At 67.3% G+C, this 26,430-nt stretch carries 26 protein-coding genes; 16 read left to right on the forward strand and 10 right to left on the reverse strand.

What is annotated here, in order from left to right:
- Positions 1–168 precede the first annotated feature (168 nt).
- The 3 genes from G432_RS12800 to G432_RS12810 form a co-directional block, all read right to left on the reverse strand.
- On the reverse strand, positions 169–660 hold the full coding sequence (locus G432_RS12800) for an SRPBCC family protein (protein ID WP_041864910.1): 492 nt from the start codon (positions 658–660) through the stop codon (positions 169–171).
- Between the two features lie 2 nt (positions 661–662).
- Complete coding sequence (locus tag G432_RS12805) at positions 663–998, reverse strand: ArsR/SmtB family transcription factor (protein ID WP_041865395.1); 336 nt, start codon at positions 996–998, stop codon at positions 663–665.
- Positions 999–1,065: 67 nt separating this feature from the next.
- On the reverse strand, positions 1,066–1,641 hold the full coding sequence (locus tag G432_RS12810) for a hypothetical protein (protein WP_015459242.1): 576 nt from the start codon (positions 1,639–1,641) through the stop codon (positions 1,066–1,068).
- 119 nt (positions 1,642–1,760) lie between these two features.
- On the opposite strand from G432_RS12810, the gene G432_RS12815 reads away from it, so the two are divergent.
- Complete coding sequence (locus G432_RS12815) at positions 1,761–2,453, forward strand: murein L,D-transpeptidase catalytic domain family protein (RefSeq protein ID WP_015459243.1); 693 nt, start codon at positions 1,761–1,763, stop codon at positions 2,451–2,453.
- 6 nt (positions 2,454–2,459) lie between these two features.
- Here the strand turns inward: G432_RS12815 and G432_RS12820 are convergent, their stop codons facing one another.
- Positions 2,460–3,452 (reverse strand): L,D-transpeptidase family protein, encoded by a 993-nt coding sequence (locus G432_RS12820; protein ID WP_144062043.1) that lies wholly within the window; start codon positions 3,450–3,452, stop codon positions 2,460–2,462.
- A 186-nt stretch (positions 3,453–3,638) separates the two neighbouring features.
- Complete coding sequence (locus G432_RS12825; protein WP_015459245.1) at positions 3,639–4,106, reverse strand: MucR family transcriptional regulator; 468 nt, start codon at positions 4,104–4,106, stop codon at positions 3,639–3,641.
- Positions 4,107–4,321: 215 nt separating this feature from the next.
- On the opposite strand from G432_RS12825, the gene G432_RS12830 reads away from it, so the two are divergent.
- A complete protein-coding gene (locus tag G432_RS12830; RefSeq protein WP_051128733.1) occupies positions 4,322–5,785 on the forward strand; it encodes a CYTH and CHAD domain-containing protein in 1,464 nt (487 codons plus the stop codon).
- A gap of 54 nt (positions 5,786–5,839) precedes the next feature.
- Here the strand turns inward: G432_RS12830 and G432_RS12835 are convergent, their stop codons facing one another.
- Complete coding sequence (locus G432_RS12835) at positions 5,840–6,310, reverse strand: MucR family transcriptional regulator (protein ID WP_015459247.1); 471 nt, start codon at positions 6,308–6,310, stop codon at positions 5,840–5,842.
- Between the two features lie 471 nt (positions 6,311–6,781).
- On the opposite strand from G432_RS12835, the gene kdsA reads away from it, so the two are divergent.
- Positions 6,782–7,636 (forward strand): 3-deoxy-8-phosphooctulonate synthase, encoded by an 855-nt coding sequence (gene kdsA / locus G432_RS12840; RefSeq protein ID WP_041864913.1) that lies wholly within the window; start codon positions 6,782–6,784, stop codon positions 7,634–7,636.
- A gap of 52 nt (positions 7,637–7,688) precedes the next feature.
- On the opposite strand, the gene G432_RS12845 is transcribed toward kdsA, so the two are convergent.
- Entirely contained in the window at positions 7,689–9,104 is a 1,416-nt protein-coding gene (locus tag G432_RS12845; RefSeq protein ID WP_015459249.1) for an aldehyde dehydrogenase family protein, read from the reverse strand.
- A gap of 103 nt (positions 9,105–9,207) precedes the next feature.
- On the opposite strand from G432_RS12845, the gene G432_RS12850 reads away from it, so the two are divergent.
- From G432_RS12850 to G432_RS12865, 4 genes are all read left to right on the forward strand, one after another.
- Positions 9,208–10,143, forward strand: a complete 936-nt coding sequence (locus G432_RS12850) for a LysR family transcriptional regulator (protein ID WP_015459250.1) — start codon at positions 9,208–9,210, stop codon at positions 10,141–10,143.
- 266 nt (positions 10,144–10,409) lie between these two features.
- Complete coding sequence (locus G432_RS12855; RefSeq protein ID WP_051128734.1) at positions 10,410–10,862, forward strand: RNA polymerase sigma factor; 453 nt, start codon at positions 10,410–10,412, stop codon at positions 10,860–10,862.
- The gene (locus G432_RS12860; RefSeq protein ID WP_051128735.1) at positions 10,859–11,896 is read left to right on the forward strand and encodes a FecR family protein; all 1,038 of its coding nucleotides are present in this window, start codon (positions 10,859–10,861) and stop codon (positions 11,894–11,896) included. Before G432_RS12855 ends, G432_RS12860 begins: the two co-directional genes overlap by 4 nt.
- A gap of 145 nt (positions 11,897–12,041) precedes the next feature.
- Positions 12,042–12,524, forward strand: a complete 483-nt coding sequence (locus tag G432_RS12865) for a DUF2147 domain-containing protein (RefSeq protein ID WP_015459253.1) — start codon at positions 12,042–12,044, stop codon at positions 12,522–12,524.
- Between the two features lie 511 nt (positions 12,525–13,035).
- Here the strand turns inward: G432_RS12865 and G432_RS12870 are convergent.
- The gene (locus G432_RS12870; protein ID WP_015459254.1) at positions 13,036–13,335 is read right to left on the reverse strand and encodes a hypothetical protein; all 300 of its coding nucleotides are present in this window, start codon (positions 13,333–13,335) and stop codon (positions 13,036–13,038) included.
- Positions 13,336–13,638: 303 nt separating this feature from the next.
- The gene (locus G432_RS12875; RefSeq protein WP_015459255.1) at positions 13,639–14,511 is read right to left on the reverse strand and encodes a LysR family transcriptional regulator; all 873 of its coding nucleotides are present in this window, start codon (positions 14,509–14,511) and stop codon (positions 13,639–13,641) included.
- Between the two features lie 124 nt (positions 14,512–14,635).
- Between G432_RS12875 and G432_RS12880 the strand changes: the two genes are divergently transcribed.
- From G432_RS12880 to mmsB, 6 genes are all read left to right on the forward strand, one after another.
- Entirely contained in the window at positions 14,636–16,132 is a 1,497-nt protein-coding gene (locus G432_RS12880) for a CoA-acylating methylmalonate-semialdehyde dehydrogenase (protein WP_015459256.1), read from the forward strand.
- Between the two features lie 4 nt (positions 16,133–16,136).
- Complete coding sequence (locus tag G432_RS12885; RefSeq protein WP_015459257.1) at positions 16,137–16,511, forward strand: hypothetical protein; 375 nt, start codon at positions 16,137–16,139, stop codon at positions 16,509–16,511.
- Between the two features lie 14 nt (positions 16,512–16,525).
- On the forward strand, positions 16,526–17,668 hold the full coding sequence (locus tag G432_RS12890) for an acyl-CoA dehydrogenase family protein (protein WP_015459258.1): 1,143 nt from the start codon (positions 16,526–16,528) through the stop codon (positions 17,666–17,668).
- 73 nt (positions 17,669–17,741) lie between these two features.
- A complete protein-coding gene (locus G432_RS12895; RefSeq protein ID WP_015459259.1) occupies positions 17,742–18,791 on the forward strand; it encodes an enoyl-CoA hydratase/isomerase family protein in 1,050 nt (349 codons plus the stop codon).
- A gap of 149 nt (positions 18,792–18,940) precedes the next feature.
- Complete coding sequence (locus tag G432_RS12900) at positions 18,941–19,717, forward strand: enoyl-CoA hydratase-related protein (RefSeq protein WP_015459260.1); 777 nt, start codon at positions 18,941–18,943, stop codon at positions 19,715–19,717.
- Between the two features lie 130 nt (positions 19,718–19,847).
- Entirely contained in the window at positions 19,848–20,741 is an 894-nt protein-coding gene (mmsB, locus tag G432_RS12905; protein WP_015459261.1) for a 3-hydroxyisobutyrate dehydrogenase, read from the forward strand.
- 19 nt (positions 20,742–20,760) lie between these two features.
- Here the strand turns inward: mmsB and G432_RS12910 are convergent, their stop codons facing one another.
- The gene (locus G432_RS12910; protein WP_144062044.1) at positions 20,761–21,306 is read right to left on the reverse strand and encodes a CAP domain-containing protein; all 546 of its coding nucleotides are present in this window, start codon (positions 21,304–21,306) and stop codon (positions 20,761–20,763) included.
- Between the two features lie 279 nt (positions 21,307–21,585).
- Here G432_RS12910 and G432_RS12915 point away from each other — a divergent pair, with 279 nt between their 5' ends.
- From G432_RS12915 to G432_RS12925, 3 genes are all read left to right on the forward strand, one after another.
- Positions 21,586–23,151, forward strand: a complete 1,566-nt coding sequence (locus tag G432_RS12915) for a glucan biosynthesis protein (RefSeq protein ID WP_015459263.1) — start codon at positions 21,586–21,588, stop codon at positions 23,149–23,151.
- 91 nt (positions 23,152–23,242) lie between these two features.
- Positions 23,243–25,189 carry a glucans biosynthesis glucosyltransferase MdoH gene (gene mdoH, locus G432_RS12920; protein ID WP_236626776.1) on the forward strand — a complete coding sequence of 649 codons (1,947 nt, stop codon included), beginning with the start codon at positions 23,243–23,245 and terminating at the stop codon, positions 25,187–25,189.
- Between the two features lie 186 nt (positions 25,190–25,375).
- Positions 25,376–26,410, forward strand: coding sequence for a rod shape-determining protein (locus G432_RS12925; protein ID WP_015459265.1), 1,035 nt, complete (start codon positions 25,376–25,378; stop codon positions 26,408–26,410).
- Positions 26,411–26,430: the final 20 nt, after the last annotated feature.

Below are 26,430 nucleotides of genomic sequence, written 5' to 3' on the forward strand. Positions count from 1 at the left end.
CCGGAGGCATCGACGCCCGACAGGTGAGGCGGGCGTCGCGCTTCGTTCAGGCCGAATCGTCCATGGGCCGGACTCTACCCGAACTTCGGGAAAATCCACGGCCCCAAACAGCGGGAATCACGCGGATCCGTAAGGATCGGCGGATCGTCCGCCTGCCACCGGACCGCCTTATCCTCGCCAGCCGTAGCGCTGGTCCAGCTTCGAAAGCTGGCTGGCGAAGCCTTCCTGCTGCATCCTGGTGAATTCGGGATCGTGCATGGCCGACAGCGTCACCACCATCCGCACCTGGCCGTCCGCGACGGGGAAGAATTGCACGACGATCTCGTTTTCATAAGGCTCCACGCCCGGCAGGAAATCGATGATGTGGGTGAGGACGAGGCGCTCGTGCGGCTTGAACTCGGTGAAGGTGCCGCGCGTCTCGTGCGACGGGGATTCGCCCATTTCCCGCATCGCCGCGACCATCTCGGGCGTATCGGCGGCCATGTCGTAATGCAGCGCGCCGCCCGGCCGCCCATCGAGCATGTGGACGTCGGCGCGGAAACCCTGCGGCCCCCACCAGGAAGCGAAGCCCTCCTTCGTCGTCCACAGAGCCCACAATTCCTCGATCGGCGCCTTGTAGGTGCGCTCGACGACGATGCTTGCCTTCATCCTCTCGCGCATGCTCAGCGTTCCTCCAGCGTTTCGCGGCGGCCTTGCCCGGCTTCCAGCGCGGCGCCGAAACGGTCGAGCCGCGCCTCCCACAGCCCGCGATACCGGGCGAGCCAGTCCTCCAGTTCGCGGAACGGCGCCTGCTTCAGCGAATAGAGCCGCCGCTGTCCGTCCGGCCGCATCGCCACGAACCCGGCTTCGTGGAGGATGCGTAGATGCCGGGACACGCCCGACTGGTGGATGCCCACTTCCTCGACGAGGTCGTTGACCTGCCGCTCGCCCCGGCTCAGCGCATCGATGACGCGCCGGCGCGTCGGATCGGCTAAGGCCTGGAACGTGTCTAGTTGCATGAGCATGTATATGCATGATGATGCATATATCGTCAATCCGGGTGCTGCCGCTTATGCCGGACCGCGCTTATTGCCCCAGGCCGGCGCGGCTTTCGAAGATGCGGGCATGGGCCACGTCGTCGCCCTCGGTGCGGACGACGGCAAGGCGCTTGGGATTCTTGTGCCGGAAGCCCTTTTCGCCGCTCGCCGGCGGCGGATCGGCGATCAGGATCAGTGCGTCGAAGGCGCTGCGGGCACCGCGCAATTCCTTCAGGATGGCGAGCAGCTCGCGCGGGGTCGTGCTGCCGCCGCCGTCGCTGTCGGGCGTCTGGGTTTCGATCAGGCGATGAAGCGCCTCGACGATGGCCAGCGTCGGGGGCGCATCCAGCGCGGGCGGCTCGATCGGGATGGCGCGCGCGTTGGCCAGCGCCAGATAGGGATCGATCGCGCCGGGGCCGAACTGCCGTTCGATGTTTATCAGGATCGCGGCATCGAGATTCGTCGCGCCCGTCCGCGCGTTGCGGATCGTGCTGGCCGAACAGGCCAGCCGCGTCGCGAGCTGCCCGTCGTTCAGCTCATGATCCTTCTGCACCCGCCGGATGATCTGGGCGACGGCATCGCGATAAGCGGCGCTGGACATGCGTGACGCGGACGGATGTTTCACAGGGGCGCTCCCATGGGCCATGGATCTCCGGCTATGGCTGCCCGGCCGCAGGACAATGCGATTCACGGCCAATTCCGATCAAGACTTTGCTTGCCGACCGAAGGTATCCGACGCACCCTATGAATTATAGTCGCAGAAACATCCTGCTGGCAGGCGGTGCCATCGCCGGCTCGACTCTCCTCGGCCCCCTGGCGGACAAGCTATCCGCGGAACCCAACGTCCCAGCCCCGGTGCCGGCCCGGCCGATCGCGCGGGACGACGCGCCCGCCGCGCCGTCCACCCCGTCCGCAAGGGCGCCCGATGGCATCCGGCCGGCCTTGTTCGCCGCCGCGCTGGCCGCGCTGGAGCGGCATGGCCCGGCGGTGAAGCGGGACCGGATGGCGATCGTCGATTTCGCCGCCGCCTCGTCGCAGCCGCGCTTCCATCTCGTCGATCTCGCCGGGGGGCGAAACCTGCCGCTGCTGGTTTCGCACGGTTCCGGTTCCGATCCCGATCATTGCGGCTGGGTGGAGCGCTTCTCCAACCAGCCGGGGTCCAACGCCTCGTGCGAGGGCGCCTTCCTGACCGGCGATTATTATGTCGGCAAGCATGGCCGTTCCCAGCGGCTGACCGGGCTCGATCCCACCAACAGCAATGCACTGGCCCGCGCCATCGTGGTGCATGGCGCCTGGTATGCCGAGCCGGACATGATCCGCGGCCACGGCAAGCTGGGGCGGAGCCAGGGCTGCTTCGCGGTCGGCGACAGCCGGATCCAGCAGCTGTTCGACCATCTCGGCGAAGGCCGGATGATCTACGCGGCCAAGCTCGCCTGATACCGGTCAGGGCCGGGGCACGACGGCGTCCATGATCGTCAGCCGCTCGAGCGGTTTGGCGCCCACTGCGGAGTTGGTGACGAGGATCGTCGATCCCGGCTTCAGCTGCGCCTTCACCGCCTCGTAGAAGGGGCGCGGCATGTGAACGCGGTTGATCGTCGCCTCGTCCAGCACATGGCCGGCATCCTCGTCATGGCCGGGCAGGCCGACATAGACCCATTGCGGCCGGCCGGCCTGCTCGATCAGGGTGATGACGTGGGAACCGGGATCGCTGTCGTCGATCCGGGCGACGCTGCGGCCGATCTCGGTGCCGTTGCGGATCACCACGACGCGCTGGTCGCTCTTGGAGATGATGATGGAAAGCGGGCCGGCGCCGGCCAGCTCCGGGGTCCAGCGATATTCCTCGCCCTCGGCCAGCGCCTGGCGCTCGACCGGCTGGCCCTTGTCGTTGAAGGGGGCCAGCAGGCTGTTCTCGCTGGTGCGGACATGGTTTTGCGCATCGCCCTGCACCACCACGGTGACGCCGAGGTCGGTGAGCGCGAACAGCTCGCGCGCGAAGCCATAGGGCAGATGCACGCAGCCATGGCTTTCGGGATAGCCCGGCAGGCCGCCGGCATGCAGCGCCACGCCGTCCCATGTCAGCCGCTGCTGGTAGGGCATCGGCGCATTATTATATTTGCTGGACCGGTGCTTGGCATCCTTCTGCAGGATCGTGAACACGCCGGTCGGCGTCGCGTGGCCGGCCTTGCCGGTGGAAACCGTGGTCGCGGCGATGCGGACGCCGTTGCGATAGACCATGGCGATCTGCCGGGAGAGATCGACATAGATCAGCACCGGGCCGTTTGGCGCCACCTGCGGCGCCCACACCCATTGTCCGGGCTTCAGCTGATCGATCCGGCGGGCGAATTCGGGCGGCGAGCTGGCCTGCGCGCCCTGTGCGTGGGCGATGCCCGGAAAAGCGACGGCCACCGCCGCGAACAAAGCCAGCCTCAAACGCATCCCCATTCCCTTTGCCGTCCGTCCGATGCATCCGGCATATCGCGCGCCACCGCTTTTCCCAATCCGGGAATTGCACATGCGGACCTGTGGACATGCACCAAAGCAGGCGGCGGGTGAGTCCGCTTGCGGACGGGGATGATAAGGCGATCGGGCGCGGATCAGCCCACGTGGATCAATCCGCGCGGATCAGGGAGCCTGCTTGCGCGGGCGCTTGGCGGCGGCCGGCCGGGGGGCGGGGCGTTCGCCCTTCTTGCGGCCGAGGCCCAGTTCCTTGGCGACGGCGCGGCGGCGTTCGCTATAGGCCGGCGCCACCATGGGATAGCTGGCCGGCAATCCGAAGGCCTCGCGATAGCTTTCGGGCGTATAGCCGTGGCGGGTGATGTGCCGCTTCAGGCTCTTGTAGGATTTTCCGTCGATCATGCTGACGATATATTCGGGATCGGACAGCGATTTGCGTATTCCCACCGCCGGCGCGGGCTTGCTGGCGCCGCTCGCGGAGGTTTGCGCGCCGCCGCCGGCCGCCTTGGCAAGGGCATCGTGGACGGAGCGGATCAGGATCGGCACGTCGTTCGCGGCAACATTGTTGTTCGCCAGATGCGCCGAGACGATATCGGCGGTGAGTTCGATGAGCGCTGTGTTCCGGTCGTCCATCATTCACACTCCGGTGTAGATGCTGCCGAGATTCGATCGCATTGATCGATATCCAACGAATTCTACACTGTGAATCTCTTGTAGACTATGATTTTTCGTCGTCTTGATCGATATATTGCTCGATTTGTCGGTATGGAATGATGATGTTCCGTTCGTGTTCCATGCCCGGATGATCGATTGCCGATCGGTTCGCCGGCGGGTCGCGGACGGAACCATGGATGGAGCATCGCCTCATGGCCGGCCAGGAAGAGGTGGAGCTGAAGCTGGATGTCGATGCGGCGGCGATGGCGTCGTTCCTCGCCTTGCCCATGCTCCGGGACGCGGCCTCGCGCGAGCAGCATCTCCATGCGATCTATTATGATACGCCGGACCGCGATCTCGGCGCGGCCGGCGCGTCGCTGCGCATCCGCCATGGCGAGGGCGTCCCGCTCCAGACGCTGAAGCTGCCCGGCGGGTCGGCCGCGGGCCTGTTCGCCCGCGGCGAATGGTCGTGGCCGCTGGCCGAGGACGAGGAGGCCGCGCTGGATGAGCCGCCCGTCCGCGCGCTGCTGCCGGGCCTGGATGCGGGGCTTGCGCCCTTGTTCGAAATCCGGGTCGTCCGGCGGCTCCATGACGTCATCCATGGCGATGCCCGGATCGAGGCGTCGCTGGATAGCGGCGAGATTTCGGTGGCGGGCGCGAGCCGCGCATTCGATGAGGTGGAACTGGAACTGAAATCGGGATCGCCCGCCGCGTTGTTCGATCTCGCGCGGCTGCTGGACGGCATCGCCCCGGTCCGCGTCGGCGTGTCCAGCAAGGCCGAGCGCGGCTATCGCCTGATCGCGGGTCGGGATGCCGGGCCGGCCAAGGCGGAGCCGCTGGCGCTCGCCGACGACGCGACCGCCGCGCAGGCATTCGGCGCGGCGGCCGGCGCATGCCTGCGGCAGTTCCGCCTCAACGAACCGCTGGTGATGGCGGACTGGCATGCCGGGGCGCTGCATCAGGCGCGGGTCGCGCTCCGCCGGCTGCGTTCCACCATCGCCCTGTTCCGGCCTATGCTGGCGGATCATCTGCCCGCGCATCTCGACGGGGAGTTGAGGTGGCTGGCCGGCGCCATGGCGCGCGCCCGCGCGATCGACGTGCTGATCGCGCGCCATGGCGACGACATGCTCCGCCGATCCGTGCTGGAGCAGCGCGAGGCGGCCTATGTCGCGGCGATCGGCGCATTGGCCGGCGCGCGAAGCCGCGCGCTGCTGCTGGATCTCGCCGAATGGATTTCGATCGGGGCCTGGTGCCGGCCGCTTTCGGATGCGCCGTCCGATCAGGCGGACGCCCGCGCCGTCATCCGCCACGGCCTTCGCCGCTTCCGGCGGCGGATCAAGCGGGCCGGCCCGCTGGACGCGCTCGACGATGCCGGCCGGCACAAGGTGCGGATCGCCGTGAAGAAGCTGCGCTATGCGAGCGACATGTTCGCGCCGCTGTTCGAAGGCCCGCATAAGGCCCGGCGCGATTTCCTGCGCGCGCTGGCCACGCTGTCGGATCGGCTGGGCGTGCTCAACGATATCGTCACCGAACCGGGGCTGATCGCCGATCTCGGCCTGCCGCGCCCCGCCGGGACGGGCGAGCCCGCACTGCGATCGGCCATCGGCGATGCCGAGGATGCCCGCCTGGCGTTGCTCGCCATCCGCCCCTTCTGGCGATAGCGGGGACGGAACGGGCGGCCGGTCCCTGCCTGCCGCCCGCCCGCCTCGATACCGTCAGGCGCCGGCCTTGGCCGTCCTGCGCGTCCGCTTGGCCGGGGCTTCCGCCGGCTCGGCCTTCTTGCGGCCCAGCCCGAACTGCTTGGCGACGGCGCGGCGATGCTCGCTATAGGCCGGCGCCACCAGCGGATAGTTGGCGGGGAGGCCGAAGGTTTCGCGATAGCTTTCCGGCGTATAGCCATGACGACCGATGTGGCGCTTCAGGCTCTTATACGGCTTGCCGTCGATCATGCTGAGGATAAAATCAGGATTTGCCGTGGATTTGCGGACGCCGACCGCTCCAACCGGCTTGTCTCCAGAAGATTCTTCGGTGGCCGATGCGTCCGGCGATGCCAATTTGGCAAGAGCATCGTGCACCGACTGGATCAGTTGCGGCACGTCGCCGTTGCTCACGACATTATTGGATACATGCGCCGAAACGATATCGGCCGTAATTTCGATAAGGGTCCTCTGCAGGTCCGTAGTCATTCTATGCTCCCGGGGCCGATGATTGTTTGCTTTGGAAAAATTCGTCGGCTGCGGTTCCCCTACACCATGAATCCACATGATTCCATGTTCATCGGCATGAATTTTTATTAAGGAGGCAAGCTAAAGCGGGTCGTTGCAGTCCAGCCACATGTCGACCGCGCTTGTTTCCGTCCTGTTTGCAAGAAATTGCGTATCTTGCCGGAGGAGTTCGCGCCTTGCGTGCATCGGGACTGCCTATGCTTTCGTTTTGTTACGTTCCTGCGATGCCCATTCCCCGAATACGCATGCGCAACACTTTGCCGATACGCATGCACGATCGAGATCATGATTGAGGATGGCCGGCCGCATCATCACTGATGACGGCGCAGCAACGATGTTCCGCCGGGGGCGGGACGGGGCCGGACCGGAAAGCGATGTCTGGCGGGCTCTGGCCAAGCGCGGGCGAATCCTTATGGTCGCGGCCACCTGTTCATGGAGCGTTCGTTGAAAAGCCTGTCCGTCGGAACCGTCGAGATCGCCAATGACAAGCCGTTCGTGCTGGTCGCCGGCCCCTGCGCCATGGAAAGCCGCGATCATGCGCTGGAGATGGCCGATGCGCTGAGCACGCTGTGCGCCCGGCTCGGCATCGGCTTCATCTACAAATCCTCGTTCGACAAGGGCAACCGCACCTCGATCGCCGCCCCGCGCGGCATCGGCCTGGAAAAGGCGCTGGCGATCTTCGCCGAGGTTCGCGAGCGCTTCGGCTGTCCCGTGCTCACCGACGTCCACGAGCCCGCGCAATGCGCCCCGGTGGCGGAGGTGGTGGACGTGCTCCAGATCCCGGCCTTCCTCTGCCGCCAGACCGACCTTCTCGTTGCGGCCGCCCGCACCGGCCGGGTGGTGAATGTGAAGAAGGGCCAGTTCCTGGCGCCGTGGGACATGAAGAATGTCGCCGCGAAGATCGCGGCCGCCGGTAACGACCGGATCATGCTGTGCGAACGCGGCGCGAGCTTCGGCTACAACACCCTGGTCAGCGACATGCGCGCGCTGCCGATCATGGCGGCAACCGGCTATCCGGTGATGTTCGATGCCACCCATTCGGTGCAGCAGCCGGGCGGGCAGGGGGATCGATCGGGCGGCCAGCGCGAATATGTGCCGGCGCTGGCGCGCGCGGCGGTGGCGATCGGCGTCGCCGCCGTCTTCATCGAAACCCATCAGGACCCGGACAGCGCCCCCAGCGACGGACCCAATATGGTGCCGCTGGGCGAAATGCCGGCGCTGCTCGAAACGCTCCGCGCGTTCGACAGGCTGGCCAAGGGCGGCCTGGGGGAAAGCGCGCGGGCATAGTCCTCGCGCCGGCGCGGGCGCCGCCTGTCGCGCCCGCCCGCCGCGATGGACGTCAGCCCATCACCGCCTTGGGTTCCAGATAGGCCTCCAGCCCGAACACGCCGTTCTCGCGGCCGATCCCCGAATGCTTGAACCCGCCGAAGGGGGCGAGCGGCTCCATCGGCGCGCCGTTGATGATCACCCGGCCCGCCACCAGCCGGCCCGCCACCTTGCGCGCGCGGGCGGGATCGGTCGACGCGACATAGGCGTGCAGGCCGTAGCTGGTGTCGTTGGCGATGGCGATCGCCTCCTCCTCGCTCCCATAGGCGATGATCGACAGGACCGGGCCGAATATCTCGTCGCGGGCGATGGCCATGTCGTTGCGAACGGCGGTGAAGATCGTCGGGCGGACGAACCAGCCGCCCGTCTCGCCCTCGGGGCGCCCTTCGCCACCCGCCAGCAGCGTCGCCCCTTCCTCGATCCCGCGCCGGATATAGGATTGCACGCGCTGCCATTGCTTCTCGCTCACCATCGGGCCGATGGCGGTCGCGGGATCGCGCGGATCGCCGGATTTGATCGTCGCCACGCCCGCCGCGATCGCCGCCTCGAATTCCGCCAGCCGCGCCTCGGGCACCAGGATGCGCGTGCCGGCGATGCATGCCTGTCCGCTGTTCATGTAACCCGCCTGCAAAGCGAACGGCACGGCCTCGGCGAAATCGGCATCGTCCAGGATCAGCATCGGCGATTTGCCGCCCAGTTCCAGCGTCACCCGCTTGAAGGTGTCGGAAGCCGCCTTCAGGATCGCGCGGCCGGTGGCGGTCGATCCGGTGAAGCTCACCTTGGCGATATCGGGATGGGTGCTGAATTCCGCGCCCACCGTGTCGCCGCGCCCGTTGACGATGTTGAAGACCCCGGCGGGCAGGCCGGCTTCGTGCAGCGCCTCCAGCACGATCCGCGTCTGCATGGCGCTCATCTCGCTCGGCTTGATGACGCAGGTGGAACCCGACGCCACCACCATGGCGAGCTTGCTGCAGATGAAGCCGGCATTGCTGTTCCAGGGCGTGATGATGCCCACCACGCCCAGCGGCTCCATCGTCACCGTGGCCGATCCGATCCGGCGGGTGAAATCATAATCCTCCAGCGTGCGGGCGGCATCGGCCAGGACGCTGGCGGCATATTCCGCCATCCAGCGAGCGCGGCTGGCCGGGGCACCATATTCCAGGATCACGGCCTCGGTAAGCGCGTCGGCCCGCGCCGTGACCGCATCGTGCATCCGGCGCAGCATGGCGATGCGATCCGCCTTGCTCGTCTGCGAGAAGGCCGGGAACGCGCGTTTGGCGGCGGCGATCGCGGCGCGCGCGTCCGTCTCGTCGCCCAGCCGCACGCGGCCGATCACATTTCCCGTGGCCGGATTGTGGAGATCGAACAATTCGGTGCCGTGCGGCGTCACATAGGCGCCGTCGATATAGATCTGGTCGATGGTCTCCATGGGGCGGTCCTTTCGGATTGGGATTTGATGAACCGCATCTAGGGCGTAGGATTGATTGGATTAGCCGGACAAACCGGCATGCGGTGATGCGGAAATCGGGATAATGGCGCGCACGCGAAGCGGTCTTGCGGAATATGAGGCGGTCGTGGCCGTCGCGCGGCTCGGCAGCTTCCGGGCGGCGGCGGTGGAACTCGGCATGTCGACATCGGCGCTCAGCCATGCCGTGGCGGCGCTGGAGGCGCGGCTGGGCGTGCGTCTGTTCAACCGCACCACGCGCAGCGTCTCGCCCACCGATGCCGGCGATCAGTTCATCGCGCGCATCGCGCCCGCGCTGGGGGAGATCGGCCAGGCGGTCGAGGCGGTGAACAGCCATCGCGAAACCCCGACCGGCACGCTTCGGATCAACACATCGGCCGGGGCGGCGCGGATGATCCTGGAACCGATCGTCCTCGAATATCTCCGCCGCTATCCCGAAATGAACGTGGTGATCGTCACCGAAGGCAAGCTCGTCGATATCGTCGGCCAGGGTTTCGATGCCGGCATCCGCCTCGCCGAGGCGGTTCCAAACGACATGATCGCGGTCCCGATCGGCGGCGATCAGCGGATGCTGGTGGTGGGCGCGCCTTCCTATTTCCGCGATCGCCCGCGCCCGCAGGTGCCCGATGACCTGCTGGGCCACGAATGCATCCGCGCGCGCATGGCCAGCGGCAGCATCTGGCGGTGGGAGTTCGAATGTCGCGGGCAGGCGATCGCCGTGGATGTTCCCGGCCGGCTGGTGCTGGATGAGATGACGCTGATGCTGGAAGCGGCGCTGGCGGGCGTGGGGCTGGCCTATCTCAGCCAATGGTCGGTCGCCGGCCATATCGCGGCGGGGCGGCTGGTGCCGGTGCTGGAGGATTGCAGCCCGCCTTATCCCGGTCTCTGCCTATATTATCCCGGCCGCCGCCATGTGCCGGCGGGCCTGCGCGCGCTGATCGGCCTCATGCGGGAAAGAAATGCAGCCGGCGTTTCGTTCAACGGGGAAATCCCGATTTCCTAGCTGCTTAGTCCCGGCTTTCGATGGCTTGATAGCGGGCGTCGTCCCAATCGGCAAATCTTCGGGCCGGCCGGCATAATATCCGGCCCCCGCCGATCATGTCGGAAGCGTGTCGATTTCGTCGCCGGTGATTTGCAAATCGCTGTGGGATTTGAAAGGCTGCGCGTATTACTCGACGAAGAAGCGCATTTTTCGAAAGGATGCGTCCCCTGTTACCCGAGCAGGAAGCCGAGCTGACACAACATTACCGGCGCTGGCGGCCGGCGTTGATGTCCTATTTCATGAAGCGGGTGCATGATCATGCCGAGGCGGAGGACCTGACGCAGGAAACCTTCGCCCGCGTGTTCAATGCCTCCGCGGCCGAAAGCGGCTTCCATTCGGGTTACATCTTCAGGATCGCAGCCAATCTGCTGCGCGATCGCGCGCGGCGGCAGAAGGTCCGAACCGATCATCAGGACGTGCTCGACACGCTCTACGGGCAGGGGATCGAATGGCTCGATCCCGAAAAGCTGGCGACGGCGCGCAACGCGCTGTCGCGGCTCGCCGCCGGGCTCGCCGAGCTGCCCGAAAGGACAAGGACGATTTTCGTTTTGTATCGCGTAGAGAATATCGACAAGCGCATGATCGCCGAAAGCTTCTCCATCTCGCCCAGCGCGGTGGAAAAGCATGTGACGCGCGCGCTCGCCCATCTGACGCTGCAGGCCCGGAGGGAGCAGCAATGATGCCGGCGGATGAAGAGGCCGCCTTCGAGCGGGCCGAGGAAGCCGCCTTCTGGTGCGTCCGGCTGGCGGCCTCGCCGCTCGATCAGGCGTCGCAGGATGCCTTCGATGCCTGGATCGCGGCCGATCCCGCCAATGCCGCCGCCTTCGAGGAGGTCGTGGTGCTGTGGCAGGGCGTGGATTGGGTGAAGGACGCGCCGGAAATGATCGCCCATCGGGCGGAGGCGGTGGAAAGCCTGCGCCGGACCAACGAGCGCCGCTGGTCGCGCGGGCCGGCGCCGCGCCGGCCGTGGGTCGCGGCTCTTGCGGCCTGCTTTGCGATGATATTCGTGCTCGGCATCCAGATCTTCGGCCATCCCGTCCAGGTCTATGAAACCGGGATCGGCGAACGCCGCATCGCCACGCTGGAGGACGGCACCCGGCTCACCATGGACGGGGCGACCCGCGTCGAGGTGCGGATGGACGCCGATCGCCGCCGCCTCACCTTGGTCAACGGCCGCGCCAAGTTCGATGTCGCGCATGATCCGCTGCGCCCGCTGAGCGTGCTGGCGCGCAACCGGCTCACCGTCGCCACCGGCACCTCGTTCAGCGTGGAGCTGCTGCCGCGCCAGATGCGGGTGGTCCTCTACGAAGGCAAGGTGGAGGTGATGGCGCAGGCCGATCGCGGCCGCGAAACCAGCCTGCTCACCCGGACCGCCAGTGCCGATGCCGACGCCGCGCTCGTGCCCGGCAAGGAACTCGTCGCCTCGACCGAAGGCACGCAGGTGCGCGTCGCCAAGACGGATGTCGCCCGCTCGCTCGATTGGGAGAATGGGCAGCTCAGCTTCGAAGGCGAGCCGCTGGCGCTCGCGGTCGAGCGCATCAACCGCAGCGCCAAGGAAAAGCTGGTGATCGCCGATTCCGCCATCGCCAATTATCGCATCGTCGGCACCTTCAATGCCGGCGATACCGAGGCGTTTCTGGAAGGCGTGGCGGCGCTGCACCCCGTCCACATCGATCGCCAGCCCGGCATGCTGCTGCTCCGTCGCGGCGGCTGACCGCGCGGGCCGTTCCGGCCTCGATCCGCCGTCCCAATTCCGTCCGGCAAGGCGATCGGCCGAGCATTGCGCTTCGCCGCCGGCCCGCCGCGCGAACAACTGATCCAATAACAACTGATCCAATAACAGAAGAGTGGGGAATGCCATGAACCGTCGTCCATCGCTGCGATCCCATCCGCATATCTCCTGCCGTTCGCGCGCGCTTGTGGCCGTCGCCATCGCCGCGCTGGCGATGCTCGGCCCGGCGGCGGCCGTGGCGGCCGCGCCCGCCGCCTCGGTGCTCGGCCTCTGGCGTTCGCAGGATCGCGGCGGCACCATCGAGCTTTACAATTGCGGGCCGGCGGTCTGCGGCCGCATCCTCGACGGCCCCACGCTCCGCGCCAATCCCGACCTGCGGGACGTGAAGAATGGCGACAAGGCGCTGCGCACCCGCCCGGTGAAGGGTCTGCGCATATTCGACGGCTTCACCGGCGGTCCCACCCGATATGCGGGCGGATCGCTCTACGACCCCGAAAGCGGCTGGGGCACGAGCAATGGCTTCCTGACGCTGAAGGACGCCGACACGCTTGAGGTAAAGGGTTGCGTTGCTTTCTTCTGCCAGTCCGAAATCATGCTGCGGATTCGTTAGGCCGCGTGGGCCTGCCTTATGACCGGGGCATCGGGGAGAACCGGCCTTTCGTCACCTCTCTCGCTTTGTCATTCCCGCATAAGCGGGAACCCACGGCTATGGCGGGCTCTCTTGAGTCGATGGCGCCCGACACAATGGATTCCCGCCTACGCGGGAATGACGAAGGGGGTGGGGCCAGCCGGGCAGGCAGCTTTTCCATGGAACGGCGCGTTGCCGGCTTCCCCACCGGCGCTGATGCAAGCTGAGCCTCCACGCAGGGCGGATCGGCATCGAGCAACATGCTAGGCGCGGCGTGCGGCGCAAAAATTCAGCCGGCGCGGACTCGATCCGGGGGCATCCAAAGAAGATTGGCGCAAGGCCTTCAGGCTTCGAAGCCTGTCGCGCAATGATCTCTGGGAGATAGCGCAGAATAAAAGGCGATCCGGCCGGGCCGCGTCAAAAGCATCGGGGCGGCTCCGTCCGCATGGAGGCCGCCCCGGTTCGTATCTGGATATGGGCTCGCCGGCCGGCCTCAGGCGCGGCGCTGGCCGATCATCGTCATCGTGCCCAGCGGGCCGACCTTGACCGATCCGTTCAGCGTGTCGCCGTCGACGGTGGCGGTGGCATCCATGGTCATCGGCGGCATCTTCAGCTTCATCTTCCAGGTCAGCACGCCGTTCTCGATCTTGCCGTCGATCACGTCGACCTTGCCGGTCGGGCCGTCATTGGAGCCGGTGAAGGTGTCGCCGTTCGTCACGATGGTGAAGACGGACTTCTGCTCGCCCATCGGCGTCTTGGTCACGCAATCCCACTGTCCGTCAGCATTCGCCATGTCGGTATTTCCTCTCGATCGTGTCTTGTGGCGGGCCTTGCCGTCCGAAGGCCCGACCGTGCCCGCCGCGCGAACATGCCTTGCCGGAAGGTCGGGCGATAGGTGGATTCAGGTTGCGGCCCCGGCCTGATCCCCCATCGCCCGGCCGCCGCGACGCCATCTGCCGCGGCGCCTTCCACGCAAGGCACGTCATCCAGCTAAGACGCACGGCATTTCCGAACCCACAGCGGCGATCGCGCCTTCCGGCCGTTTTTCCCGGCGCATGGCCCGGTTGCAAACGTCCGGGGCGGCCCGCTTCGCGCTTTACCGCAATCCCGCCACGCACGCCTTCAGCCACTCCGCCACCGCCGCGATCCGGGCCAGCCGGCGGACGTCGCTGTGCGTCACCAGCCAGAAGCTGCGGCGGATGGTGGTGGCCGGCAGGACGGGTGCGAGCGCGGGATCGCGATCGGCGATGAAGGCGGGCAGCACGCCGATGCCGCCGCCGGCCGCCACCATCCTGTGCTGCACGTTGATGCTGGTCGATCGGAGGCGCGCCTCCAGCCCGCCGCCAATCTCGCCCAGATAATCGAGCTCGGGCGCGTAGATGAATTCGGGCACATAGCCGATCAGGCTGTGGGCGTGGAGATCCTCCACCCGGCGCGGGGCCGCATGATCCGCCAGATAGGCGCGCGCCGCATACAGGCCGAGCGCATAATCGCCGAGCTTGGCGGCGACGAGCCGCCCGGTGCGCGGCCGCGCCAGCATCACCGCCATGTCCGCCTCCCGCTTGGAGGGGTTGAGGAAACCCGATGCGGTGACGAGGTCGATGCGGATATCGGGGTTGGCGGCGTGGAAGGCGGGCAGCGCGGGCGCCAGCACCCAGCTCGCAAAGCCCTCCGCCACGCTGAGGCGCACCTGGCCGGACAGGCTGCGCGCGTCGCCGGCCACCTCGCCCATCGCCGCCAGCGCCGCGCTCTCGATCGTCTCGGCATGGGCGAACAGCGCCTCGCCGCGCGGGGTCAGCCGCCGCTCGCCGCCGATCGTCTCGAACAGCGGCGCGCCGAGGCTGGCGGCGAGCCGGCTCATCCTGCGGCCGATGGTGGTGGCGTCGATCCCCAGCATGCGGGCGGCGGGCGCGATCTTCCGCGCGCGCGCCACCGCCAGGAAGATGCGCAGATCGTCCCAGTCGAACATCGCCTGCCTCGTCCCCGCCGGTTGATCCTGCAAAAATGCAGGCCATCCCTGCACGCATGCGCCCTTGCGTGCAATTCCCCGATGGTGAAGGGAGGCGGGGACAGATTAGAGAGGAATGCCGATCATGCGCATCGTCGAGAATTTCATCGCAGGCGCCGCGGCCGCCGGCGGCAACCGGCAGAGCGACATCTTCGATCCCAATTCGGGCCAGGTGCAGGCGCGCGTCGCGCTGGGCGGCGCTGCGGAGCTGCAGAAGGCGGTGGATGCCGCCAAGGCCGCGCAGCCGGCCTGGGCCGCCACCAATCCGCAGCGCCGCGCGCGGGTGATGTTCCGGTTCAAGGAACTGGTCGAGCAGAATATGGAGGAGCTCGCTCACCTGCTCTCGTCCGAACATGGCAAGGTGATCGCCGATGCCAAGGGCGATATCCAGCGCGGGCTGGAGGTGATCGAATTCTGCTGCGGCATCCCGCACGTGCTGAAGGGCGAATATACCCAGGGCGCCGGCCCCGGCATCGACGTCTATTCGATGCGCCAGCCGCTCGGCATCGGCGCCGGCATCACGCCGTTCAACTTCCCCGGCATGATTCCGCTGTGGATGGCGGGCGTGGCGATCGCGGTGGGCAATGCCTTCATCCTGAAGCCGTCGGAACGCGATCCCTCCGTCCCCGTCCGCCTGGCGGAACTGTTCAAGGAAGCGGGCCTGCCCGACGGTATCCTGAACGTGGTGCAGGGCGACAAGGAGATGGTGGACGCGATCCTCGACCATCCCGATATCGCGGCCGTCAGCTTCGTCGGCTCGTCTGATATCGCGCATTATGTCTACCAGCGCGGCGTCGCGGCGGGCAAGCGCGTGCAGGCGATGGGCGGCGCCAAGAATCACGGCATCGTCATGCCGGACGCCGATCTCGATCAGGTGGTGAACGATCTTTCGGGCGCGGCCTTCGGATCGGCCGGCGAACGCTGCATGGCGCTGCCGGTGGTGGTGCCGGTGGGCGAGGATACCGCCAACCGCCTGCGCGAAAAGCTGATCCCGGCGATCGCGGCGCTCCGCGTCGGCGTGTCGACCGATGCGGAGGCGCATTACGGCCCCGTCGTCACCGCCCAGCACAAGGCGCGCATCGAAAACTATATCCAGATGGGCGTGGACGAGGGCGCGGAGCTGGTGGTCGACGGCCGCGGCTTCACCCTCCAGGGCCATGAAAACGGCTTCTTCGTCGGGCCGACGCTGTTCGATCATGTGAAGACGGGCATGCGCACCTATCAGGAGGAGATTTTCGGCCCCGTCCTCCAGATCGTCCGCGCGAAGGATTTCGAGGAAGCGGTGTCGCTGCCGTCGAAGCACCAATATGGCAACGGCGTCGCCATCTTCACCCGCAACGGCCACGCCGCGCGCGAATTCGCGGCCCGCGTGAACGTCGGCATGGTCGGCATCAACGTGCCGATCCCGGTGCCGGTCGCCTATCACACCTTCGGCGGCTGGAAGCGTTCCGCCTTCGGCGATACCAACCAGCACGGCATGGAAGGCGTGAAGTTCTGGACCAAGATCAAGACCGTCACCGCCCGCTGGCCGGACGGTTCGGCCGACGGCGGCAACGCCTTCGTCATTCCCACTATGGGGTGATGCGATGCGCGCCGCGCTCCCCCTCGTCGCCCTGCTGATCGGCCCGCCGGCCCTGGCCGGGGAGGCGTTCCAAAGGGCGGTGCGGGGGCCGGCCGTGCTCTGCGGGGAGGCGTTCGCGCTGCCGCTGATGCCGGGGGAAGAAGCGACGGTGCACGATCCGAAGATCGATTTCGTCACCTATCATGTGAAGGCCAAGGACGGTCCGTTCGTCCTCTACGAAGGCAACGCCCCCCAGCCGCATGACGACGAGCTGCGGACCGGGCTGGGCTGGCCGAACGTCGTGGCCATCCACGACAATCGCGGCGCGGCCGCGAAATCGGCGAGCCATATCCGCGACAGGTTGCTAACGGGGGCGAAACGGGCGGCCGCCTGCAAGTAAGTGAGCCACAGCGAATGACCCAGTTCGATCTTACCGACGATCAGCGCGCCATCCAGGACATGGCCCGCAAGTTCACCGCCGATGCGATCACGCCCAACGCCGCGCGCTGGGATGAGGATCATCATTTCCCCCGCGATGTCGTGAAGGCGGCGGCCGAACTCGGCTTCGGGGCTATCTATGTTTCGGAGGAATCCGGGGGCATCGGCCTTGGCCGGATGGAATCGGCGCTGATCATGGAGGCGATGGCCTATGGCTGCCCCTCCACCTCGGCCTTTATCTCGATCCACAACATGGCCGCGTGGATGATCGATCGCTTCGGCGGCGATGCGGTGAAGGCGAAATATCTGGCCGACCTCGTGCCGTGCGAGAAGATCGCGAGCTACTGCCTGACGGAGCCGGGCTCGGGCTCGGATGCCGCCGCGCTCAAGACCAAGGCGGTGCGCGACGGCGATCATTATGTGGTGACGGGGGCCAAGGCCTTCATCTCCGGCGGTGGCGAGAACGATCTCTACGTCACCATGGTCCGCACCGGGGAGGACGGGCCGAAGGGCATTTCCTGCCTGGTGATCGAAAAGGACATGCCCGGCGTCTCCTTCGGCGCGCAGGAAAAGAAGCTCGGCTGGCGATCGCAGCCGACCGCGCAGGTCAATTTCGATGGCGTGCGCGTGCCGGTGGAAAATCTGCTTGGCAAGGAAGGCGAAGGCTTCAAGATCGCGATGGCGGGCCTCGACGGCGGCCGCCTCAACATCGGCGCCTGTTCGCTGGGCGGCGCGCAGCGCTGCCTGGACGAGGCGCTGCGCTACACGGCCGAACGCCGCCAGTTCGGCCAGCGCATCCTCGATTTCCAGAACACCCAGTTCGTGCTGGCGGATATGGAGACGGAGCTTCAGGCCGCCCGCATGCTGCTCTACACGGCGGCGGCGAAGGTCACGGCGGGCGCGCATGATCGCACCAAGTTCGCCGCCATGGCGAAGCGGCTGGCCACCGATACCGGCTCGGCCGTGGTCGATCGCGCGCTCCAGCTCCATGGCGGCTACGGCTATCTGCAGGATTATCCGATCGAGCGTTTCTATCGCGACCTGCGCGTCCACCGCATCCTGGAAGGCACGAACGAGATCATGCGTGTCATCATCGCGCGGGAGATGATGCGGCAGTGATCCCTCGCTTCTTCTCCCCGCTCATCCTGGGTAGGGACTGAGCCCAGTCGAAGGCCCGTATCGAAGGACAGCTATGACGGACGAGGTGATTTTCGCGGTCGAAGGCGCGGTCGGGCGCATCCGGCTTAATCGGCCCAAGGCGATCCACGCGCTGAACACGGCGATGTGCGATGCGATGATCGAACGGCTGCTCGCCTGGCGCGCCGATCCCGCGATCCGCATGGTGATGATCGACCATGCCGAAGGGCGCGGCTTCTGCGCCGGCGGCGATATCCGCATGATCGCGGAAAGCGGCGCCACCGATGGCGTCGGCGCACGCGATTTCTTCTTCCGCGAATATCGCCTCAACCACCTGCTCTTCACCTATGCCAAGCCGGTGATCGCCTTCATGGACGGCATCACCATGGGCGGCGGCGTCGGCATCTCGCAGCCGGCGGCCTATCGCATCGCCACCGAACGCACCGTCTATGCCATGCCCGAAAGCGGCATCGGCCTGTTCCCGGATGTCGGCGGCGGCTGGTATCTCTCGCGCCTGCCGGGCCGCACCGGCCAGTTCCTGGCCCTGACCGGCGCGCGGATCGACGGGGCGGAATGCGTCGCGCTGGGCCTTGCCACCCATTATGTGCCGAGCGACGGGCTGGATGCGCTGAAGGCCGCGATCGCCGCCGATCCGGGCGAGGTGGATCAGATCCTGGCGGGCTTCGCGGTGCCGCCGCCGCCCGCGCGCATCGCTGGCAATCGCGAGCGGATCGATCGCCTGTTCGCGCCCGAGACGCTGGAAGGCGTGATCGCCGCGCTCCAGGCGGACGGATCGGAATGGGCGGAGAAGGAACTGGCGACGCTCGCCACCAAATCGCCCACCACCTGCAAGGTATCGCTGCGGCTGCTGGCGCAGGGGCGCGACCATGCGGATTTCGCGGACGAGATGCGCGTCGAATATCGCGTCGCCTCCCACATCTGCCAGCGCCACGATTTCATCGAAGGCGTGCGCGCGCTGATCATCGACAAGGATAATGCGCCCAGATGGGATCCGGCGACGCCCGAAGGGGTGAGCGATCATGTGATCGACCAGATCTTCGCGCCGCTGCCGGAGAATCAGGAATGGACGCCGGTGCCGCTATAGGCTTTCCCGCCATGCTGAACCCGTTTCAGCATCCATCGATGCCGCGCCGGGAATTCATGCGTGGCGGCAACGGGGCCTGGCTTTCGTCAGGATGACCCATGAAAGCCGGTTGGACGCCGCACCACAGGATGATGAAAGGAACGAATGAAATGGCCACCTATGAAACGCTGCTGGTGGAAAACCATGGCGCCGTCACGCTGATCCGGCTCAACCGGCCGCAGGCGCTCAACGCGCTCAACACCCAGGTGCTGGCCGATCTCATCGCTGCCTTCGCCGCCTTCGATGCCGATCCGGGCCAGCGCTGCGCCGTCCTCACCGGCAATGAAAAGGCATTCGCCGCCGGCGCCGACATCAAGGAAATGCAGCCCAAGGGCTTTGCCGCCATGTATGCGGAGAATTTCTTTGCCGGCTTCGAACGGGTCACGGCCACGCGCAAGCCGTGGATCGCGGCGGTCGCGGGCTTCGCGCTGGGCGGCGGGTGCGAGCTGGCGATGATGGCCGATTTCATCCTGGCTGCCGATACGGCCAGGTTCGGCCAGCCCGAAATCAAGCTCGGCGTGGCGCCCGGCATGGGTGGGTCGCAGCGGCTCACCCGCGCGGTGGGCAAGGCCAAGGCGATGGAAATGTGCCTCACCGGCCGGATGATGGACGCGGCCGAGGCCGAACGCGCCAGCCTGGTCGCCCGGGTGGTGCCGGCCGCCGATCTCGTCGACGAAGCGCTGAAGACGGCCGCGCAGATCGCGGCGATGCCGCCGCTGGCCGCCATCGCCAACAAGGAAATGGTGAACGCCGCCTTCGAAACCGGGCTTGCCCAGGGCATCCTGTTCGAACGCCGCCTGTTCAACGGCCTCTGCGCCACGGAGGACAAGGCCGAAGGCATGACCGCCTTCGTCGAAAAGCGCCCCGGCAACTGGACGGGCAAATAACCTCCTTCCCCTTTCAAGGGAGGGGCCGGGGGGGGTGATGCCGGTTGCGAAACAATCGCGCGCCCTCCCCGGGCTCATCCCACCCCCTAACCCCCTTCCTTGAAAGAGAGGGGGAATTACGGAGAGACACATGGCACGCATCGGTTTCATCGGGCTCGGCAATATGGGCGGCGGCATGGCCGCCAACCTCGCCAAGGCGGGGCATGATGTCCGCGCCTTCGATCTGTCGCAGGATGCGCTGGATCGGGCGAAGGCCGCCGGCTGCCTGCCGGCGGCGTCGGCGGCGGAGGCCGTAACCGATGCGGAATTCGTGGTGACGATGCTGCCCGCCGGCAAGCATGTCCGCGCCGTCTATGAAGGCGAGGTGTTCGGCGCCGTGCCCGGCACCGCGCTGCTGCTGGATTGCTCTACCATCGACGTCGCCTCGGCCCGCGCCGTGGGTGCGGCCGCGCAGGCCAAGGGGCTCGCCATGGTCGATGCGCCCGTCTCGGGCGGCATCGCGGCGGCCAATGGCGGCACGCTCACCTTCATGGTCGGCGGATCGGTGGAGCATTTCGGCCGCGCCCAGCCGATCCTGGAAAGGATGGGCAAGGCGGTGATCCATGCCGGCCCGCTCGGTTCCGGCCAGGCCGCCAAGATCTGCAACAACATGCTGCTGGGCGCCACCATGGTCGCGACCTGCGAGGCGTTCGTGATGGCGCAGAAGCTGGGCCTCGATCCGCAGACCTTCTTCGATATCTCATCCAAGGCCTCGGGGCAGAGTTGGTCGATGACCAGCTATTGCCCGCTGCCCGGCGTCGGCCCGCAGACGCCGGCGGACAACGGCTATCAGGGCGGCTTCGCCGCCGCGCTGATGCTCAAGGATCTGAAGCTCGCGGTCGAGGCGGCGCAGGGCGTCGACGCCGCCGTGCCGATGGGCGCGGCCGCCGGCGCGCTCTACCAGGCCTTCGTCAATGCCGGGAACGGCGTGCTGGATTTCTCCGGCATCATCCGGATGCTTGCCGGCGCCGACGGCCGCGAATAAGGGCGGTCGCAATCGCCGGCTAGCGCGCCGGATCGGGCACCTTGCCGAACCACACCACGGCATAGCGCCCGTCCAGCGCGACCCCCATCGCCCGCCAGCCGGTTCCGGCCCAGCGCCCCTGTTCCAGGATCACCGCATTGTGGGCGGCGCTGCCGCGCCACAGGTCGAAGGCGATGTCGGCATCGATCCCCTCGCTATATCGCGCCGCGATTTCGAATCCCTGGCCGCCATAGGCCCCGCGCGTGATCTCGCGCGGCTTGCTCCACATCAGCTGGGCGCGGGCATGGTCCGCCGTGTAGCAGACCGGCGTCGCGCCCGATGCGGCGGACCAGCTGTGCAGGGTGCAGCGCCGCCCGTCCCCGTCCGTGCCGGAATCGGGATTATGATCCTCGAGATCGCGGGCATGGGCGTGGGCCACGCGGGCGAGCGTGGGCGAATAGGGGATGGGCGGCAGCCCGTGCGCCGCGCGATAATCGTTGAGGAAATCCGCGATGCGCGCTTCCTCGCCCGACGGCGCAAGCATGCCGGCGGCCGCCAGCAGCAGCGTCGATATCGATCCAATCATGCGGAAAACCAGCCGATAACCCAGAACCCGATATCGCCCCATCGGCGATCGGCCGGCCGCCGGCAAGCCCGCCACGGCGCGTTTCCGGATCGCTTCGCCGCTCGGGCCGCTTAAGCCTGGCTTCATGTTCATCGCGCCATAGGCACCGCCGGGCGAGCGGGATTTGCCGCCGCGCGGGGCTGCGTTAGATGGATCGGTAGCGCAACGAAGGCCCGTTGAACCAAAGGCCCGGTCCGGCGTCTTGTGCCAAGCGTATCAGCAACGGAACGATCCAGACGAATGCCCAATAACTCACCTGTCACGTCTCGCGAACCTTCGGCGCCCGGCATCCTGTCGCGGCGGCATGCCCTGGCGGGGATCGCCACCACCGGCCTCATCCTCGCCACTGGCGGTGCCCAGGCGGCGCGGAAGAGCGGCGGCCAGCCATTCTCGTGGGAATGGCTGCAGCAGCTCGCCGTGGATCGCGGGCGGGAAGGCTGGCACGCGCCCGAGCCGATCGCCGCCGCCGCTGCGATCGACTATGACGAGGTGAACCGTATCAGCTTCCGCGCCGATCATGCGCTGTGGCGCGGCGATGGCGAGCGGGAGACGCGCTTCTTCCCGATCCACCGTTTCGCCAACACGCCGGTGGAGATCAACCGGGTCGAGGGCGGCCGCGCCTTCCCCGTGCCCTTTTCGCCGGCAATGTATGATATCGCGCCGGACAAGCATGGCCGCCGTTTCCAGATGGCGCCGGGCTTTGCCGGCTTCCGCCTGATGAATGCCGGCGGCCGGGGGGACTGGCTCGCCTATCAGGGCGCATCCTATTTCCGCTCCGCCGGCCAGCTCCACCAATATGGCCTGTCGGCCCGCGCGCTCGCCATCGATACCGGGATCGACGGGCAGGAGGAGTTTCCGATCTTCACCCGTTTCTGGCTGATGCCGGGGCCGGATGATGCGATGACGGTATTCGCGCTGCTGGAAGGGCCCAGCGTCACCGGCGCCTACCGCTTCGTCAACCGCAAGACGGAGGCGGGGCCGGTGCAGGATGTGACCGCCACGCTCCATCTGCGCCGCGATGTCGCGCGGCTGGGGATCGCGCCGCTCACCAGCATGTTCTGGTATGGCGAGGGCAATCGCGCCCAGGCGATCGACTGGCGCCCGGAAATCCACGATTCGGATGGGCTGGCCATGCTCACCGGCGCGGGCGAGCGTATCTGGCGCCCGCTCGGCAACCCGCCGCATCCCACCACCAGCAGCTATAGCGACAGCAATCCGCGCGGCTTCGGCCTGCTCCAGCGCGACCGGCAGTTCGTCCATTATCAGGATGACGGCGCTTATTACGAAAAGCGCCCCAATCTGTGGGTGGAGCCGATCGGCGATTGGGGGCCGGGCGCGGTGATGCTCTACGAAATCCCGACGGTGCGGGAAATCGAGGACAATATCGTCGCCTTCTGGACCCCGGCCGGACCCGCCAGGGCCGGCAACCGTTATGACATCGGCTACCGCCTCACCTGGGGCGGGGATGATCCCGCGCCGGCGGGCCTTGCCCGCGCCGTGGATTGCTGGACGGGCGTGGCCGGGCGGCCGGGCCATGATCCGCTGCCCGATGCCCGCCGCCTCGTCGCCGATTTCGAAGGCGCGCGGCTGGCCGGCCTCGATCGTGAAAGCGGCGTCGAAGGCGTAGTGACGACCAACGGCGGCAAGGTGATCGCCACCTATGCCTATCCGGTGGTCGGCACCGCCTCCCGCTGGCGGTTGATCGTCGATGTCGACCGGTCGGACGGCCGACCGAGTGATTTGCGCGCTTACCTGAAGCGGGGAGGCGATGCGTTAAGCGAAACGCTTCTCTACCTCCTGTATTGAAGGGCAGAGCGTATCGTTGCCCAACCGGTTGAACGAAAAAAGAAACGGAGCCGGTTGTTCTGGGGAGGGTGATCCGGGGGAAACATAATAGATGGGTTTGACCACCGTGCATCTGCATAAGGTACAGCAATTGTCGGCCGCCGAACGGAAAAGCATGCCCTTTTCCGAACCTCTGCTGCCGAATGAGGCACCATTGGCGATGCCGGTGCAATCGCTGGATACGGCCACGTCGCTGGCCGATCTGGAGCCCGGCCCCACCGCCATCGCGGTCGAGGGCGTGTGGGAGCGCCGCCTGTTCCTCGTGCTCGGCAGCCTGCTGGTGGGCATCGCCGCGACGCAGGAGATGATGCGATCCTTCGCGGCGGACGGGCTCAGCCTCCTCGACGTGATCCTCTCGCTCCTTTTCTTCAGCCTCTACAGCTGGATCACCTTCGGTTTCCTCGGCGCGCTCGCCGGGCTGGTCGTGCTGCTGGGCAACGGGCCGGGCCTGTCGCGCTGGTTCACGCGGCTGCGGCTGCCGAAACGGCGGACGGCGGTGCTGATGCCGATCTACAACGAGGATACCGAGGCGGTGTTCGGCCGCATCGCCGAGATGAGCGCATCGATCGCAGCGATCGGCGGGCAGGACCTGTTCCACATCTTCGTGCTCAGCGATTCCCGTGCCGACATGGAAGCGCGCGAGCTTGCCGCGCTGCGTGCCGTGCGCGCCGGCAACCCGGTGAAGGTGTTCTACCGCCGCCGGACCGAGAATATCGCCCGCAAGCCGGGCAATATCGCCGAATGGATCGGCCGTTTCGGCGCCGCCTACGAGAATATGATCGTCCTCGACGCGGACAGCCTGATGAGCGGGCCGGCCATGGCGCTGCTCGCCACGACGATGGAGGAACGGCCCAGCGTCGGCCTGATCCAGACGATCCCGACGATCATCAACGCCCGCACCTTCTTCGCGCGCTGGCACCAGTTCGCGGCGGTCGCCTATGGCCCGGCCGCCGCCGCCGGCCTGCAATGGTGGTCGGGCACGGAATCGACCTTCTGGGGCCACAACGCCATCGTCCGCGTCCGCGCCTTCGCCGAAAGCTGCGGCCTGCCGCGCCTGCCGGGGCCGGAACCGTTCGGCGGCCATGTGCTGAGCCACGACATGGTGGAAGCCGCGCTGCTGCGCCGCAACGGCTGGTCGGTCCACATGGTCTCGCTGCCGGAAGGCAGCTACGAGGAATTTCCGCCGACGATCGCCGATCATTCGGTGCGCGATCGCCGCTGGTGCCAGGGCAACCTCCAGCATGTCCGCCTGCTGGGCGCGCGCGGCTTCCACTGGGTGAACCGCCTGCAACTGCTGATGGGCGCGTCCGCCTTCCTCACCTCGCCGCTGTGGATGCTGATGCTGCTGCTCGGCATCGCCGCTTCGGTCGGCGCGTCGGATGCCACCTTCTCCTCGCCGCCCGATACCTGGCTGGTGATGCTCACGCTGCTCCTGCTGTTCGGGCCAAAGCTGATCGCCGTCCTCTGGCTCAGCGTCGACGATGGCCTGCGCGCGGCGATGGGCGGCGCGCGCAAGCTCGCCACGACGATCGCGATCGAAATGCCGCTGTCCATGGCGATGGCGCCGATCACGATGGTCAACCAGACGATGGCGATCATCGATATCCTGCGCGGCCGCCCGGTGGGCTGGATGCCGCAGCGGCGCGATGCCGATGGCATGCCGCTGCGCGACGCCCTGATGCTCTGCCGCGTGCATATCGGCCTGGGTTTCGCGCTGCTGCTGCCGCTGCTGCTGGGCGCGGGCTTCGCCATCTGGGCGCTGCCGGTCGCGATCGGCCTGATCGCCTCGCCCTTCACGGCGATGCTCACCTCGCGCGTCGATGTCGGCGACTGGTTCGCCCGCCACGGCTTGTTCGCGGTGCCGAACGGCACCTCGGCGACGGCGCAGGCGACGCTGGTGGGCGAGGAGCCTCTGCCCGCCGCCGGCCATCTGGCGGGCACCACGGCGATGGCGCGTGCCTTCGTCGCCCGGCCGATCGGCCCCGCCGTCCGCCCCTGAAGCCTTATTCCGGCCCGGCTTTGCCGCCGGGCCGCCGCCCATTCTCCCGGTCGCCCCGGATAAGGGCCATTTGGCCGCTGGCGCGGTTGACCATATGCCTTGCCAGCCCCCAACCCCGGCGGATCGGCGATGCGGCGCGCCGGGCATCGCACCGATGCGGTCACAGCCGGGAGCAAGAACAGATCAATGTCGCGTTTCTTTCAGTTCGCGTCGCATGACATGGCCATCGATCTCGGCACCGCCAACACGGTCGTCTATCTGCGCGATGCCGGCATCGTCCTCAACGAACCGTCCGTGGTGGCGATCGAGACCCGCAACGGCGTGAAGAAGGTCCGCGCCGTGGGTGCGGACGCCAAGCTGATGCTGGGCAAGACGCCGGAGCATATCCAGGCGATCCGCCCGCTGCGCGACGGCGTGATCGCGGACATCGACATCGCCGAGCAGATGATCAAGCATTTCATCCACAAGCTGCACGGCGGCACCAAGCGCTTCCTGCGCCGGCCGGAGATCATCGTCGGCATCTCTTCCGGCGCGACGGTGGTGGAGCGCCGCGCCATCCGCGACGCCGCCTCCAACGCCGGCGCCTCGCGCGTGCTGCTGGTGGAGGAGCCGATGGCCGCCGCGATCGGCGCCGGCCTGCCGGTGATCGATCCCGTGGGCGTGATGGTGGTCGATATCGGCGGCGGCACCACCGAGGTGGCGGTGCTGTCGCTGCGCGGGCTGGCCTATAGCGCGTCGGTGCGGGTCGGCGGCGACAAGATGGACGACGCCATCACCTCGGCGATCCGGCGGCGGCACAATCTGATGGTGGGCGAGGCGACGGCCGAGCGGATCAAGCAGCAGATCGGCAGCGCCACCACGCCACCCGGCCATGGCGCCGAACTGCGGATCAAGGGCCGCGATCTCGTCGCCGGCGTGCCCAAGGAGATCGTGGTGACGGAGGCCGAGATCGCGGAGGCGATCGCCGAGCCCGTCAGCCAGATCGTCGGCGCCGTGCTGGCCGCGCTCGAAAATACCCCGCCGGAGCTGGCGGCCGATATCGTCGATCGCGGCATCGTCCTCACCGGCGGCGGCGCGCTGCTTCGGAATATCGACGCGCTGATCGCGGAGGAGACGGGGCTGCCCGTCACCGTCGCCGACGAGGCGCTGGCCTGCGTGGCCAAGGGCGCCGGCCGGGCGATGGAGGATGCCGCCTATCGCGGCGTGCTGCGGCAGAGCTGAGGCGCGCTGGGGGCGGCCCC

Origin of the sequence: Sphingomonas sp. MM-1 (assembly GCF_000347675.2) — a bacterium.
In the GTDB taxonomy this organism is placed as follows: Bacteria; Pseudomonadota; Alphaproteobacteria; order Sphingomonadales; family Sphingomonadaceae; genus Sphingomonas_E; species Sphingomonas_E fennica.

Bases quoted from the DNA above. Each gene is read 5' to 3' on its own strand.
- G432_RS12855 (WP_051128734.1), top strand. From the start codon at position 10,410: ATGTCCTATTTCATGAAGCGGGTGCATGATCATGCCGAGGCGGAGGAC.
- G432_RS12820 (WP_144062043.1), bottom strand. From the start codon at position 3,452: ATGCGTTTGAGGCTGGCTTTGTTCGCGGCGGTGGCCGTCGCTTTTCCG.
- mdoH (WP_236626776.1), top strand. From the start codon at position 23,243: ATGGGTTTGACCACCGTGCATCTGCATAAGGTACAGCAATTGTCGGCC.
- G432_RS12925 (WP_015459265.1), top strand. From the start codon at position 25,376: ATGTCGCGTTTCTTTCAGTTCGCGTCGCATGACATGGCCATCGATCTC.
- G432_RS12850 (WP_015459250.1), top strand. From the start codon at position 9,208: ATGGCGCGCACGCGAAGCGGTCTTGCGGAATATGAGGCGGTCGTGGCC.
- G432_RS12865 (WP_015459253.1), top strand. From the start codon at position 12,042: ATGAACCGTCGTCCATCGCTGCGATCCCATCCGCATATCTCCTGCCGT.
- G432_RS12835 (WP_015459247.1), bottom strand. From the start codon at position 6,310: ATGACTACGGACCTGCAGAGGACCCTTATCGAAATTACGGCCGATATC.
- kdsA (WP_041864913.1), top strand. From the start codon at position 6,782: ATGGAGCGTTCGTTGAAAAGCCTGTCCGTCGGAACCGTCGAGATCGCC.
- G432_RS12910 (WP_144062044.1), bottom strand. From the start codon at position 21,306: ATGATTGGATCGATATCGACGCTGCTGCTGGCGGCCGCCGGCATGCTT.
- mmsB (WP_015459261.1), top strand. From the start codon at position 19,848: ATGGCACGCATCGGTTTCATCGGGCTCGGCAATATGGGCGGCGGCATG.
- G432_RS12845 (WP_015459249.1), bottom strand. From the start codon at position 9,104: ATGGAGACCATCGACCAGATCTATATCGACGGCGCCTATGTGACGCCG.
- G432_RS12880 (WP_015459256.1), top strand. From the start codon at position 14,636: ATGCGCATCGTCGAGAATTTCATCGCAGGCGCCGCGGCCGCCGGCGGC.
- G432_RS12830 (WP_051128733.1), top strand. From the start codon at position 4,322: ATGGAGCATCGCCTCATGGCCGGCCAGGAAGAGGTGGAGCTGAAGCTG.
- G432_RS12870 (WP_015459254.1), bottom strand. From the start codon at position 13,335: ATGGCGAATGCTGACGGACAGTGGGATTGCGTGACCAAGACGCCGATG.
- G432_RS12815 (WP_015459243.1), top strand. From the start codon at position 1,761: ATGAATTATAGTCGCAGAAACATCCTGCTGGCAGGCGGTGCCATCGCC.
- G432_RS12860 (WP_051128735.1), top strand. From the start codon at position 10,859: ATGATGCCGGCGGATGAAGAGGCCGCCTTCGAGCGGGCCGAGGAAGCC.
- G432_RS12825 (WP_015459245.1), bottom strand. From the start codon at position 4,106: ATGATGGACGACCGGAACACAGCGCTCATCGAACTCACCGCCGATATC.
- G432_RS12885 (WP_015459257.1), top strand. From the start codon at position 16,137: ATGCGCGCCGCGCTCCCCCTCGTCGCCCTGCTGATCGGCCCGCCGGCC.
- G432_RS12895 (WP_015459259.1), top strand. From the start codon at position 17,742: ATGACGGACGAGGTGATTTTCGCGGTCGAAGGCGCGGTCGGGCGCATC.
- G432_RS12915 (WP_015459263.1), top strand. From the start codon at position 21,586: ATGCCCAATAACTCACCTGTCACGTCTCGCGAACCTTCGGCGCCCGGC.
- G432_RS12800 (WP_041864910.1), bottom strand. From the start codon at position 660: ATGCGCGAGAGGATGAAGGCAAGCATCGTCGTCGAGCGCACCTACAAG.
- G432_RS12805 (WP_041865395.1), bottom strand. From the start codon at position 998: ATGCAACTAGACACGTTCCAGGCCTTAGCCGATCCGACGCGCCGGCGC.
- G432_RS12890 (WP_015459258.1), top strand. From the start codon at position 16,526: ATGACCCAGTTCGATCTTACCGACGATCAGCGCGCCATCCAGGACATG.
- G432_RS12900 (WP_015459260.1), top strand. From the start codon at position 18,941: ATGGCCACCTATGAAACGCTGCTGGTGGAAAACCATGGCGCCGTCACG.
- G432_RS12875 (WP_015459255.1), bottom strand. From the start codon at position 14,511: ATGTTCGACTGGGACGATCTGCGCATCTTCCTGGCGGTGGCGCGCGCG.